The sequence below is a fragment of the Catenulispora sp. EB89 genome (assembly GCF_041261445.1).
Lineage (GTDB): Bacteria > Actinomycetota > Actinomycetes > Streptomycetales > Catenulisporaceae > Catenulispora.
This window is the reverse complement of record NZ_JBGCCU010000031.1, coordinates 21,540-34,513: the sequence shown is the minus strand read 5'-3', so window position 1 is coordinate 34,513 and position 12,974 is coordinate 21,540. Positions and strand designations below refer to the sequence as shown.

Genomic DNA, 12,974 nt, shown 5'->3' with positions numbered 1-12,974 from the left:
TCAGACGGCCGGCGATCAGATGGCCGGCGATCAGACGGCGGCGCGCGTCGACCACGGGGTGACGTCCGGGACCTTCAGCCTGGACGGCGAGACCTTCGATGTCGACAACAACGTCTGGGTCGTCGGCGACGAGGCGGAGTGCGTCGTCATCGACGCCCCGCACTCGGTCGAGGGGATCCTCGCGGTCGTCGGCGGGCGCCGGGTCAAGGCGATCGTGTGCACGCACGCGCACGACGACCACGTCCGCGTCGCCCCGGAGCTGCGCGAGCGCACCGGGGCGCCGATCCTGCTGCATCCGGACGACCGGCCGCTGTGGGAACTCGTGCACGGCGGCCCCGAGGACCCGGAGGCGACGCTCTGGGACGTCGATCTGACCGACGGCCAGACGTTCCCCATCGGCGGCGTCACGCTGCAGGTGCTGCACACGCCGGGCCACTCCCCCGGCGCGGTCTGCTTGTACGCGCCCGAACTCGGCTGCGTCTTCACCGGCGACACGCTGTTCCACGGTGGGCCCGGCGCTACCGGACGCTCTTATAGCGATCGGCCCACCTTGGAGTCGTCGATCCGCGCAAAGCTGTTCATGCTGCCCGGTGCGACCGTGGTGCACACCGGGCACGGCGAGGACACGACTGTCGAAGCGGAGCGCGATCGAGGGTTCTGAGCGTCACTGCTGCGGCGACTGGGAAGACTGTGACGACTGCGGAGACATCTGCCCGTACTGCTGCTGCTCCCGGTCGTAGCGGGCCTGGAGCCCGGCCCAGTCGCTTTGCGGGATGGTGCCGTGGGCGCCGTGTGCGATCTGGCCGCCGCCGATGTAGTAGTCGAGGTCGTAGTTCTCGCGGGCGTCGTGGAACTGCTGCTGGAACTGGTCCGGGGTGAGCTGCTGCAGGGTGTTCACGGTGTTGGGGTCCAGGTGGCTGGCGGCGTAGTCGCTCTGCTGACCGGAAGCCATCGAGGTCAGCATCGCCATGGTGCCACCGGGTCCGCGCATGTGCGCCGAGGAGATGAGCGCGGCCTGGATGCCGGGGTCGGCGAACTGGGTGGCGTTGACCTGGTTGGCCTCGTTGGTGATGGCCTGGGTGACGGCGGCCTGCTCGCCGGCGCTGCCCTGGCCGAACTGGGTGCGCGCGGCCAGGATGGCGTCGTAGCCATTGTGGCTGTTCTGCCGGAAGCCGTAGATCTCCGGGACGCCGTCCTGGTAGGCGACGGCGCCGTTGTTGGATTCGGAGTTCATGATGGAGTGCACGACCGCCGGGTCCACCTGGCCCGGTGCCGGCGGGAGGGTGACGCCCTGGTCGTGCGCGTACTGCGCGAGCGCCGCGGAGGTGCGGGTGCCCCACTGGCCGTCCGGGGTTCCGACGTTGTAGCCGAGGTCGTTGAGCTGCTGCTGCATGGTGCGGACGTCGTCGCCGGAGTCGCCGTAGTGGTGCGTGCCGAGGGTGGTCAGGCCGGGCAGCGACGAGGCCTGAGTCGCCGAACCCGAGGCCGCGGGGTCGGTCGTGGTGGCGGTCGGGGTCGCGCCGGTGGTGCTGGCGGCGCCGTTCGCGCCAGCCGTGCCGGTCGTGGAGTCGCCCGCCATGCTCAACCCGTCGAACCAGTCGCCGACCTTGCAGTCGGCGTCGATGTAGCCGGTCAGCGCCGAGCTCAACGACGTGTTGAGGCCCGAGATGCCGGTGTTCACCGAGGTCAGCGCCGACCCCAGGTTGCTGAACAGCTGGTCGTGCGCCGCACCGACGGCGCTGCCGATGCCGCCGAAGCTGGTCGGGTCCAGCATCACGCCCTGGAACTGGTTCGCGGCGCCGACGGAGTCGCCGGCCACGCCGGTCAGATCGGAGATGGCCGACTGCATCGGGCCGGTGGAAACGGTGAACCCGCCGTCCAGCGGGGCCGAAAACGGCATCGGAGAGGTAGCCCCATCGCTCATATCCCTTCACGGTAGGCGCCGACAGCCGGCGTGGTGTCGGCGAAACTACCCGCATTCATCTCAGCTGACGGCTGCCCGCCGGGAGGCGGTAGCCTCGGGGCATGGAATCCGGGGACTACATCACAGTAGAGATGCGACTCGCTGCCATCGAGGAGAAGCTGGACCGGGTGCTGGCGCACCTCGGCCTCGACGGTGACGCCGCCGGTGGCCTCGGCGCGAGCGGACAGGTGTCGGCGACGGGCCTGATGCCGGAAACGCGTGCACCGAATCCCCTCGCGGCTTATGAAGGTCAGCTCACCGCGTTGATCCAGTCCGGCAAGACGATCCAGGCCATCAAGCTCTACCGCGAGGCCACCGGCGCCGGGTTGAAGGACGCGAAAGACGCGGTCGAGGCCTACGAGCGCGACCTCCGGGCCCGCGGCGGCTGGCGGTAGGCAGCCGACAGCAGACGGGCTCGGGCGCCTACAAGTTCCCCATAGCGTTCCACATACTTGACGGCCCCTTGCTCACACCCCGCACACCTGTCAGGATCGCTGACTTGTGATCGTTGACGCCACGGGGACCACCTCCCAGAACACCGCAAGCTCGACAGACGCCTCCGGACACCGCACCCGCAAGGCCGGCGCGACCGCCTTGATGCTCGGCGCGCTGGGCGTCGTGTTCGGGGACATCGGAACCAGCCCGCTGTACGCGATGCAGACCGTGTTCACCGCCGACAACAAGGCGGTCGGCACCTCGGCGGACCAGGTCTACGGGGTGGTGTCGCTGGTGTTCTGGGCGATCACGCTGATCGTGTCGGTCAAGTACGTGGGCTTCATCCTGCGCACCGACAACGACGGCGAGGGCGGCATCATGGCCCTGACCGCGCTGATCCAGAAGCTGGACTTCCGCTCCACCCGGACCAAGGTACTGCTGGTCGCATTGGGGATACTCGGCGCGTCGCTGTTCTACGGCGACGGGATGATCACGCCGGCCATCTCCGTGCTGTCGGCGGTGGAGGGTCTGAAGGTCTCCGCGCCCGGGCTCAAGGACTACGTCGTGCCGCTGACCGTGGTCATCGTCATCGGCCTGTTCGCGATCCAGAAGTACGGCACCGCGCTGGTCGGCGGGCTGTTCGGACCGGTGATGACGGTCTGGTTCCTGATCATCGGAGTGGCCGGCGCGGCGGAGGTCGCGGCGCACCCGGCGATCGTCAAGGCCCTGTCCCCCTCGTACGGGGCGCAGTTCATGGTGCACCACGGGATCGTGGCGTTCATCGCGCTGGCCTCGGTGGTGCTGGCGGTGACCGGCGCCGAGGCGCTCTACGCCGACATGGGCCACTTCGGGCGCAAACCGATCCACCGCGCCTGGTTCTACCTGGTGTTCCCGGCGCTGACACTGAACTACCTGGGCCAGGGCTCACTGATCCTGCGCCGGCCGGAGACCGTGTCGAACCCGTTCTTCCTGCTGATGCCGCACTGGTCGCAGTTCCCGATGGTGATCCTGGCGACGGTGGCGACGGTCATCGCCTCCCAGGCCGTCATCTCCGGGGCGTTCAGCGTGACCCGCCAGGCGATGCAGCTGGGGTTCCTGCCGCACATGACCATCCGGCACACCTCCGAGCACGAGATCGGCCAGGTCTACGTGCCGGTCGTGAACTGGTTCCTGTGCTGCACGGTCACCGTCCTGGTGATCGGTTTCGGCTCCTCGGCATCGCTGGCCTCCGCCTACGGCGTGGCCGTCACCGCGACCTTCATGCTCAACACCATCCTGTTCCTGGCCGTCGCCCGCGTCCTGAAGGGCGTCGCGCCCTGGAAGATCGCCGTGGGCGCGGTGGTGTTCCTCACCAGCGAGACAGCGTTCTTCGCCGCGAACCTCACCAAGGTCGTGCACGGCGGCTGGCTGCCCCTGCTGGTCGCCACGCTCGTGTTCACGGTGCTGAGCACCTGGCGCCGAGGCCGCGCGATCGTGACGCCGAACCGCACGGCGCTGGAAGGGCCGCTGCGGCCGTTCGTGGACGAGGTGGACGCCCTGGAGCCGCCGATCCACCGCGTGGACGGCGTGGCGGTGTTCCTCAACGCCAACATCGAGACCACGCCGCTGGCCCTGCGCGCGAACGTCGAGCACAACCACACACTGCACAAGACCGTGGTCATCCTGTCGATGATGGTGGAGAAGGTCCCGCACATCCCGGACGCCGAGCGCCTGGTCTTCGACGACCTAGGGCACACCGACGACGGGATCATCCACCTCACCGCGCGCCTGGGGTTCCAGGACGAGCCGGACGTGCCGCGCATCCTGCGCCAGGCCGCGCTGCGGCCGGACGCCGGCGAGATCGCGGGGATCGATGTGGAGACGGTGTCGTACTTCCTGTCGCGGATCGCGATCGTGCGGACCAACGCCAAGGGCATGCAGGCTTGGCGCAAGCGGCTGTTCCTCACCATCGCGCACAACGCGGCCAGCCCCGTGGACTACTTCGGGCTGCCGGCGGATCGGTGCGTGATCATGGGAGCGCACGTGCCGGTGTGATCGGGGGCGGGTGCGGTCGGGCCGGGCAAGCGGGCCGCTATTGACGCGAGGCCTGCCGAGCGAGCGCGGTGACGAGGGTCGAGGAGATGTGGGCCAGGTCGGGGTCGGCAGCGATGAAGAGCGTTTCGATGCCGGCCAGCTCGCGGTTCATGCGGGCCATCGCCATCTCGTGGTCGAGGTCGTGGCCGTCGCGGACACCCCGCAGGACGACGTCGATGCGGGCCTGCCGGCAGTAGTCGACCAGCAGGCCGCCGGTGTGCGCATCGATGGTGACGTTACCCAGACCGGCCGCCGCGGTCCGGAGGCGTTCCAGGCGCTCGGCTATCGGGTAGCGGCCGGTCTTGGCAGGGTTGGCCATGACGCAGACGACGACCTCGTCGAACAGGCGCGCGGCGCGGTGGAGGACGTGCTGGTGCCCTTCGGTGACCGGGTCGAAGGAGCCGGGGTAGAGAGCTCGCATGATCGGGAGCGTAGCGTGCGGTCTAGGACGGCCGGGAAACCGGCAGGCCGGCGACCGGCCCTACGACCTGACGTGTCCGGCCGAGCAGGCTGTCGTGGTTGTCGCAGATGACCACCGCGGAGGCGCGGGCCGCACCGGCGTCGAAGGCGACGTTCTGCTGGTCGGGGTAGGCGACGACGAACGTGATCGTGCCCTCCGCGGCGTCGGGCAGGATCACGTAGGAAATCCCTCCGAACGAGTCGGCTGGGCCCGGTTCATCGAAGGCCCGCTTCAGCATGACGTCGTCCCCCATGGCCACTCCGTTGATCGTGCCGGTCGACGCGGTCCCCAGCCGTCGCGGCGCCTCCGGTAGCACGTGAACCGCCAGCTGGCAGGCACCGTCCGACGGCGGCCGGCGCGGCAGGTGCCAGTGCACTGTGGCCTCGACGAACGTGCCGGGCATCGACAGCCAGGTGTACTCGCCGCGCTTGACGTCGTCCAGGAACTGCTTGGCCCGCGGATCGGTGTTCCGCGCCGCCTGCAGGCTCACCGAGCCACTGACCGCCGGTGGCGAGGCCGCCAGTGCGTGTTGATCGACCACGAACCCTGAGACCACCACGACCGCGGCCACCGCCACGGCGCTCCACCCCCGACGCCCCATACCTCTCAGTATGCAGCGTTCTGCGAGCCGGAGCCCGGGCCACGCTCCCGAGACAGCGGGTCGGCCGGGCACGATCACTCAGCCCGGCCGACCCTCTCTCGTCAGGCGCGCCAACCACGTTCACTCAGCGCGCCACAGCCATCAGCTCCCGAAGACCTGGAACTCCCACAGGCTGTACCCGTACTGCGTGGCCCGCGCCGTCCCGTACATCCGCACGTAGCGGCCGCTGCCGGAGACGGTGAGGTCCTGAGTCCCGCCGGTGCCGGTCGTGGTCGAGTACACCGGGGTCCAGGTGGTGCCGTCGTTCGACGTCTGGATCTGGAAGGCGGTCGCGTATGCCGTCTCCCACATCAGTGTCACCTTGCAGAGCGTGTGCGTGGCGCCGAGGTCCACCTGGAGCCACTGCGGGTCCGAGAACTGCGAGGACCAGCGGGTGCCGGTGTTCCCGTCCACCGCCGCCGATGCCGGCGTGCCCACGTTCTCGACCGAGGACGCGGTGGCCGCCTGGTTCAGCGCCAGGTTGGTCGTGCCGCAGCTCGTGCCGGAGGTCGAACCGTAGACCTGGAACTCCCACAAGCTGTACCCGTACTGCGTGTTGCGGGCCGTGCCGTACATCCGGATGTAGCGCCCGGTGCCCGACACGTTCAGGGTCTCGGTGCCGCCGGGGCCGGTCGTGGTGGAGTAGATCGTCGTCCAGTTGGTGCCGTCCGGCGAGGTCTGGATCTGGTACGCCTTGCCGGACGCGGTCTCCCACTGGAGCACCACCTTGCAGATCGTCGCCGTCGAGCCGAGGTCGATCTGCAGCCACTGCGGGTCAGAGAACTGCGACGACCAGCGGGTCCCGGTGTTCCCGTCCACCGCCGCCGATGCCGGCGTGCCCGCGTTCTCCACCGACGAGGCGGTGGCCGGCTGGTTCAGCGCCAGGTTGGTCGTCCCGCAGGTGCCGCCGCCGGAGCCGATCGTCCAGCTGAACGAGGTCGACCCGGACGCGCCGGTGCCGTCGGTGGCGGTGACCGTCACGTTCGAGGTGCCCGCGGTGGTCGGCGTGCCGGAGATCAGGCCGCTGGAGGCGTTGATCGACAGGCCGGCCGGCAGCCCGGAGGCGCTGTAGCTCAGCGTCTGGCCGGACGCCGAGTCGCCGGCGGTGATCTGGACGTTCGCCGCCGTCCCGACCGTCCCGGTCTGGTTGCCGGGGTTCGACACCGTCACGGTGTTCCCGCCGCCGCCGGTCGGGAACGTCCACGTCTGCTGCGCGGATCCGGTGCACGCCTCGATGTCCAGCCGCGTCGCGCTGTTGCCGCCGGGGTCGGTCAGGCACAGACCGGAGTTCGGGTTCAGCAGCTCGCCGTTAGCTTGACGTGTCCAATTCTGCGCATTGGTGCCGTTGCACGGGTACCAGTCGACGTTCGTCCCGCTCGTCGTTCCCGCCGAGACCACGTCGAGGCAGCCGCCCTGCACCCGGACCGTGTTGTCCGTGTACGGCGACCACGACTGGCCGGCGCTGCCGTCGCAGTTCGCTGCGAACATCGGGTTGCCCTCGGTGTTCAGCGAGTTCTGGTTCGACGCGCACAGCCCCGCGCCGTCCTTGACGGCGCCGGTCGCGACGGGGGTGCCGGTCGGCGTGGAGTTCCCGCCCTTCTCGTACACCGCGACCCACGCCGCGCTCAGCGAGCTGCCGGAGGTCGTGGCGGCGGTCGGCGTGGTGGTGCCGGAGACGCCGTCGGGGTAGTTGCCGCCCATCGCCAGGTCCCAGATGATGAAGAACCCGTGGTCGATGGCCGACTGCCAGGCCGCGGTGCCGACCGAGGCCTCGGTGATGGTGCTCTCGACCACGCCGTCCATCAGGAACTGGAGCTGCTCGGCGCTGGTGTTCGTGCGGTCGACGATCACCGAGTAGGTGTGGTACCCGGTCTGGCAGCCGGATCCGGCGCCCGGGCAGGCGATGAGCGGGTGGCCGGGGCTGTTCGCCGAGTCGTGCAGGGTCTGCGAGGCCTCGTTCAGGCCGTTGACGTCCTCCATCATGTCGATCTCGCCGGAGGCCGGCCAGCCCCCGCCGGCGCGCATCGGCGAGCCCAGCGCCCAGAACGCCGGCCAGTAGCCGAGGCCGCCGGCCGGGTTCGGCTGCTGGATCGACGCGCTCATCTCCAGCTCGCCGCCGGGCGGCGCCTGGAAGTCGTCGCGCGTGCTCTCGATCCGGCCGGACGTCCAGGTCCCGCCGCTGTTGACGGCCTTGAGCACCAGGTGGCCGTTGCCGTCGAGGTAGACGTTGTTGGTCGAGCTGGTGGTCTGCTCCTTCTCGCCGGTGCCGTAGCCGGTACCGATGTCGTAGAACCAGTTCGCCGCGGACGGCGCGGACCCGGCGGGCCCGGCGAAGTTGTCGCTGAACACGGTGTTCCAGCCGCTGGGCGGCGGCGGCGCGGTGTCGGCCGCGGCCGCCGGGGCCGAGGCGACGGAGACCGCGAGGCCGCCGGTCAGGCTGCCGGCGACGAGCGCGACCGCCGCGAGCAGCGAACGATGCCGGGGCGGACGGGACGAGCGCGGGGGCCGGGGCGGACCGGATCGGCGCCAGGCCTGTCGGACGGCGCGAGCGGTGACGCGCATGCGATATCCCTCCAGAGTGATGAGTGCGTGGGGGCGAACTCTGTGAGAGCGCTCTCTCGGCTGCATGTTGCAGCGGCGTTACCGACCGGTCAAGACGTGACCGGTTCCGGAACTGGTTTCGGAACCGGTTGCGCAACCGGTACTCGCTCCGCGATCTTCTTCACCCTCGGATCGAAGGCTCCAGCGCGGGCACGTAGGTCAGGGGTGTGGACCGACCCGCGGGCAAGTCGGCGCCCGCCGTCGCCCGGATCCGGCCGCATGATCGGCTACGGTCGGTGCCATGAGCGCCGACACCCGCGACCGCCTGCTGGAAGGGACGATCGACGCCCTGCGCGCGCAGGGGATCGCCGGGATCTCGGCGCGCAACATCGCGGCGGCGGCCGGGGTGAACCAGGCGCTGATCTTCTATCACTTCGGGAGCGTCGACGAGCTCCTGGCGGCCGCCGCGCTGCGGTCGACCGAGGCGCAGGTGACGCAGTACCGGGAGCGGTTCGCGCAGGTGCGCTCGCTGCGGGAGCTGCAGGATCTCGGGCGGGTGCTGCGGGCCAACGAGCGCGAGGCCGGGAACTTCGCCGTGCTGGGCCAGCTGCTGGCGGCGGCGCAGACGAATCCGGTGTTCGCCGCGACGACGCGCGACGCGCTGCGGCTGTGGATCGTCGAGATCGAACAGGTGCTGGACCGGGTGCTGGCCGGCTCGGTGCTGGGGGACGTCGCGGACACGGCGGGGCTGGCGCACGCGCTGTCGGCGTCGTTCATCGGCCTGGAGCTGATGGCGGTGGTCGACCCCGAGGGCGACGATCAGGCCTCTGACGCGCTCGACCAGCTCGGGGTGCTGGCCGAGCGCCTGGACGGGCTGGGGACGGTCGCCAAGCGGGCGATCCGGGGCGCGGTGCGGCGGACGGCGCGCAAGGGGCAGGCGGCGCAGAGCTAGCGGTGAGCCGGGAGCGAACTCGCACCGAACCCGCACCGAGTTAGCACCGGGCTGGGCCATCCGGGTGAGGCCATACCGCCGCCGACCTGCACCCCCGGTCACGCCGTGCGAGTCTTGAGCAGTCGGTTAATTGAGCAGTCGGTTAAATCGCCCGCTCAAAACCCCTGTCCCCGTTCCCGAAAGGGGCTCCGCCATGGTGCGCCTGCAAGAGCACCTCCCCGCCGACCACCGCCTCGGCCAGGTCTACCGCTGGGGCTCGATCCTGTCCGCGCTCGTCCTGCTGGTCTTCGGCCTCATGGGCCTGCTCGACGACATCCCCTTCTTCAGCACCCGCGGCGAACACGTGATGGGCATGTCCAGCAACGGCCTGCTGTCCGTCACCTCGATCGTCGTGGCCGTGTTCCTGCTCGTCGCGGCGCGCGCCGGCGGGAACTTCGCCTCGACCGCGAACATGGTGATGGGCGCGGTGTTCGTCCTGGCCGGGCTGCTGGGCCTGGCGGTGATGGACACCAAGGCCAACTTCCTGGCGTTCGGGCTGGCCAACGTGTTCTTCAGCTTCGTCGTCGGGCTGATCATGATGACGTTCGGCATGTACGGACGCGTCAACCTCTACCTGCCGTACGACAACCCCTACTACCAGGCACGTCACCCCGAGGCGGCGGAGTCCCGCGAGGCGCTGCCCGAGTCCTCCTTGGCGGCCCGCAGCAAGTTGCGGACCATCCCGCCGAAGACGACTGCGTGAAACGGCGCGACGGCCCACCAGTACAGGTGGCCGAACAGGCCGTGCGGGAAGAACAGGGCCCGCTGACGGTAGCTGGTACGGCCGTCAGCGGTCGGCTCCACCCGCATCTCCAGCCACGCCAGGCCGGGTAGCTTCATCTCCGCGCGCAGCCGCAGCAGGTGTCCGCGCTCCAGCGCCTCCACGCGCCAGAAGTCCAGCGTGTCGCCCAGGCGCAGCGTCTCAGGGTCCCGACGCCCGCGGCGCAGGCCGATGCCGCCGACCATCCGGTCCAGCCACCCCCGGACCGCCCACGCCAGCGGGAACGAGTACCAGCCGGTCTGCCCGCCGATGGCCTCCACGGCCCGCCACACGCGCTCCGGCGCGACGTCGACCTCTGCCTCGCGGATGTCACGGTAGAGACTGCCGCCGGCCCACGCCGGGTCGGTGGGCAGCGGGTCGCTCGGGGCGCCGGGGAGCGAGGCCGAGGACCAGCGGGTCGTGACATTCGCCTCCTGAACCCTGGTCCGGGCCAGCCGGACCGCCTCATCGAAGCCCAGGAGCCCTTCCGGCGGGTCCGGGACCAGCTCCGTGACGCGGCGGTCGGCGCAGACGACCTCGTGCCGCAGCGACTCCACCAGCGGGCGCGCGATGGACCCCGGGACCGGCGTGACCGCGCCGACCCAGTGGCTGGACAGGCCCGGTGTCAGCACCGGGACCGGCAGGATCAGGCGGCGCGGCAGGCCGGCGAGGCCGGCGTAGCGGAGCATCATCTCCCGGTAGGTCAGCACGTCGGGTCCGCCGATGTCGAACACTCCCCCGGCGCCGACCACGCTGTCCGGCGCGGCGGCGGCACCGACGAGGTAGCGCAGGACGTCGCGCACCGCGATCGGCTGGATCCGGGTCCCGACCCAGCGCGGAGTCACCATGGCCGGCAGGCGCTCGGTGAGGTAGCGCAGCATCTCGAACGAGGCCGATCCGGAGCCGATGACGACCGCGGCGCGCAGTTCGACCGTCGGGATCCCGGACGCGCGGAGCACGCGGCCGACGCGCACGCGCGAACGCAGGTGCGGGGAGAGCTCCGCGAGCGGCGTGTCGGCGGGCGCCATGCCGCCGAGGTAAACGATGCGGGACACACCGGCGTCCCGGGCGGCGGTGGCGAAGGTGCGGGCCGCGCGCTCCTCGGTGCGCTCGAAGCCCTCGCCGGTGGTCAGGGAGTGGATCAAGTAGAAGGCGACATCGACGCCGTCCAGCGTCGGCGGGAGCGTCTGCGGGGCGAGTACGTCGCCGCGGACCTGCTGTACGTGCTCGGCCCACGCGTGGTCGCGCAGGCGGTCCGGATCGCGCGCCAGACAGCGGACGTCGAACCCGGATGCCAGCAGCTCGGGGACCAGGCGGCCGCCGATGTAGCCGCTGGCGCCGGTCACGAGTGCGGTGGGCTTGGGGGTCACGGTCCCATCGTGCTGTCGGGGACGGTGCGGCGCATTCTGAGGTGCGGTCTGGGTCAGGGGCGCGGTCTGGGGCGCGGTTCTGAACGAAGCGGCGTCAGCCCTTCTTCGCGGCGTTGCCGGCCACCTTCAACGCCCACCACACCAACGGCACCTGAAGCGGCAGCCGCCCCCAAGCCGCCGCCCTGGCCGGGGCCGGCCGATCGTTCCAGTCGCGCGCCATCTTGACGTTGGCCGGAAAGACCGCGACGAAGAACGCAGCGGCAGCCAGGCTGCCCTGCCGCCGCGACTTCGGGTTCGCAATCGCGACCGCAACCGCGAGCTCGGCGGCGCCACTGACGTAGGTCCACATCCGCGGACTTCCGGGCAGCGCGCGCGGAATGATCGCGTCGTACTGCTTCGGCGCCACGACGTGCGTGACGGCCGCGGAGGCGAGGAGGCCGGCGAGCGCGGCGTGGGGGGAGGTCAGTCGGGGCACGTCGGCGATCCTAGGTGTTATTGGACGCGGTGTCGATAGAGCAGGCCCCGGACGCACGGCGTTCCTGGGCCCACCGCTGCTCGGTGGCGACCGTCTTAGGTCAGTCGTCGGATTCGCTCCCATCTTCGCAGCGAACGTGTGATGGCAGGAATCGTGCTGCTTGCACGAGACGACCTCGACCGCTTCCGTGCGGCTCTCAATCTCGCCAGCACCGACTGGCGAGATCTCCCGGTCGCCTCAGGACTCGCCCGCGACGACTGGCCAGCCCGCCTCGATACCGAGCTTGGTCGCGCACCGGCCGACCGGTGACTCTGCAAAGATCAACCGGAAATACCGCCTCGCCTGGGACAAACCGCACCCGCCGGTCTCACCGAACCTGGCACAGCCCCAGTTCAGCCCTGTGCTTGAAACCGACCTCCATGAGACGGGACAACTAGTCGGAGCCTAGGAGCGTGGGTCGGTATTGACAGTCGGGTGGATTGGAACTCCGAGCGTCAGGTAGGCGTAGCCCATCGTGTCGCGTGTTCCCCGCAGCCATCTCCTGCGGTGTGCGTCGAGTCTGGTGCGCAGCGCGTCGGCCGCGTCGTGGTCGCCGTTGGCCAACAGCCATTCCTCCGAGCTTGCGGCGTATCTTGCTTCGAACCAGTCCCACTCGCCGCGGGTGGACATCTCGATGTTCAGCGGGCGGAATCCGGCGGCCACGGCTTGATCTAGGAGGTCCGGAAGGTAGAGGCAGGTGTCGACCGTGGTGCCCGGCCACAGTTCGGCCAGTTCCTCGGTCGTCGGGGTGCGCTCCCAGATCTCGCAGGCGAACAGCAGACGGCCGCCGGGGTTCACCAGCGGCCGGATGGCCTGCAACGCGTCCGGGATGCTCCCGAAGGCCTGGTACGCCCCGGAGCTGATGACCAGGTCCGCCGACGACAGGTGGTCCTTGGCCTGGCCTTCGATGAACCTGACCCGGTCGGCCAGTCCGCGTTGTGCGGCGTTGCCGCGGGCCCGTTCCATATCCGGGCCGAACTCGTCGACGCCGATGCCGCGAGCCTGCGGCGCGGCCTCCAACACGCGCAGCAGCAGTTCGCCCCAGCCGCAGCCGATGTCGAACACCGTCGCCGGTTCGTTCGAGGCGAGTTCGGCGGCGAGCCGATCGGCGTGCTCGCCCGACAGGGGCGACATAAAGGTGAGGCGACTGCCGGAACCGAAGCCTGGAGGGTTGGTCATGGTCGGGACGGTAGCGATCTGCCGGTCGCGTCTCCACAGGTTTTCCAC

Annotated in this window: 12 protein-coding genes; 5 read left to right on the top strand and 7 right to left on the bottom strand. The window is 70.2% G+C overall.

What is annotated here, in order from left to right; translation table 11 throughout:
* Positions 1 to 19 precede the first annotated feature (19 nt).
* Positions 20 to 661 (top strand): MBL fold metallo-hydrolase, encoded by a 642-nt coding sequence (locus ABH920_RS42465; RefSeq protein ID WP_370355059.1) that lies wholly within the window; start codon positions 20 to 22, stop codon positions 659 to 661.
* A 3-nt stretch (positions 662 to 664) separates the two neighbouring features.
* On the opposite strand, the gene ABH920_RS42460 is transcribed toward ABH920_RS42465, so the two are convergent.
* Entirely contained in the window at positions 665 to 1,924 is a 1,260-nt protein-coding gene (locus tag ABH920_RS42460; protein ID WP_370354991.1) for a peptidoglycan-binding protein, read from the bottom strand.
* Positions 1,925 to 2,025: 101 nt separating this feature from the next.
* Here ABH920_RS42460 and ABH920_RS42455 point away from each other — a divergent pair, with 101 nt between their 5' ends.
* Positions 2,026 to 2,358 carry a ribosomal protein L7/L12 gene (locus tag ABH920_RS42455; RefSeq protein ID WP_370354990.1) on the top strand — a complete coding sequence of 111 codons (333 nt, stop codon included), beginning with the start codon at positions 2,026 to 2,028 and terminating at the stop codon, positions 2,356 to 2,358.
* 106 nt (positions 2,359 to 2,464) lie between these two features.
* Positions 2,465 to 4,432, top strand: a complete 1,968-nt coding sequence (locus tag ABH920_RS42450) for a potassium transporter Kup (protein WP_370354989.1) — start codon at positions 2,465 to 2,467, stop codon at positions 4,430 to 4,432.
* Positions 4,433 to 4,469: 37 nt separating this feature from the next.
* Here ABH920_RS42450 and coaD read toward each other — a convergent pair whose 3' ends face one another.
* From coaD to ABH920_RS42435, 3 genes are all read right to left on the bottom strand, one after another.
* The gene (coaD, locus tag ABH920_RS42445) at positions 4,470 to 4,892 is read right to left on the bottom strand and encodes a pantetheine-phosphate adenylyltransferase (RefSeq protein ID WP_370354988.1); all 423 of its coding nucleotides are present in this window, start codon (positions 4,890 to 4,892) and stop codon (positions 4,470 to 4,472) included.
* A 22-nt stretch (positions 4,893 to 4,914) separates the two neighbouring features.
* Positions 4,915 to 5,532 carry a hypothetical protein gene (locus ABH920_RS42440; protein WP_370354987.1) on the bottom strand — a complete coding sequence of 206 codons (618 nt, stop codon included), beginning with the start codon at positions 5,530 to 5,532 and terminating at the stop codon, positions 4,915 to 4,917.
* 141 nt (positions 5,533 to 5,673) lie between these two features.
* Entirely contained in the window at positions 5,674 to 8,133 is a 2,460-nt protein-coding gene (locus ABH920_RS42435; protein WP_370354986.1) for a discoidin domain-containing protein, read from the bottom strand.
* Positions 8,134 to 8,413: 280 nt separating this feature from the next.
* Here ABH920_RS42435 and ABH920_RS42430 point away from each other — a divergent pair, with 280 nt between their 5' ends.
* The gene (locus ABH920_RS42430; protein ID WP_370354985.1) at positions 8,414 to 9,064 is read left to right on the top strand and encodes a TetR/AcrR family transcriptional regulator; all 651 of its coding nucleotides are present in this window, start codon (positions 8,414 to 8,416) and stop codon (positions 9,062 to 9,064) included.
* A 193-nt stretch (positions 9,065 to 9,257) separates the two neighbouring features.
* A complete protein-coding gene (locus ABH920_RS42425) occupies positions 9,258 to 9,806 on the top strand; it encodes a DUF4383 domain-containing protein (RefSeq protein WP_370354984.1) in 549 nt (182 codons plus the stop codon).
* Here ABH920_RS42425 and ABH920_RS42420 read toward each other — a convergent pair.
* The 3 genes from ABH920_RS42420 to ABH920_RS42410 all read right to left on the bottom strand — a co-directional run bounded on the left by ABH920_RS42420 (position 9,710) and on the right by ABH920_RS42410 (position 12,926).
* Positions 9,710 to 11,233: an SDR family oxidoreductase gene (locus ABH920_RS42420; protein WP_370354983.1), complete on the bottom strand. Its 1,524-nt coding sequence runs from the start codon at positions 11,231 to 11,233 to the stop codon at positions 9,710 to 9,712. The two genes, ABH920_RS42425 and ABH920_RS42420, sit on opposite strands and share 97 nt — an antisense overlap.
* A gap of 94 nt (positions 11,234 to 11,327) precedes the next feature.
* Positions 11,328 to 11,708 (bottom strand): hypothetical protein, encoded by a 381-nt coding sequence (locus ABH920_RS42415; protein WP_370354982.1) that lies wholly within the window; start codon positions 11,706 to 11,708, stop codon positions 11,328 to 11,330.
* Positions 11,709 to 12,152: 444 nt separating this feature from the next.
* Positions 12,153 to 12,926 carry a methyltransferase domain-containing protein gene (locus ABH920_RS42410; protein WP_370354981.1) on the bottom strand — a complete coding sequence of 258 codons (774 nt, stop codon included), beginning with the start codon at positions 12,924 to 12,926 and terminating at the stop codon, positions 12,153 to 12,155.
* Positions 12,927 to 12,974 lie beyond the last annotated feature (48 nt).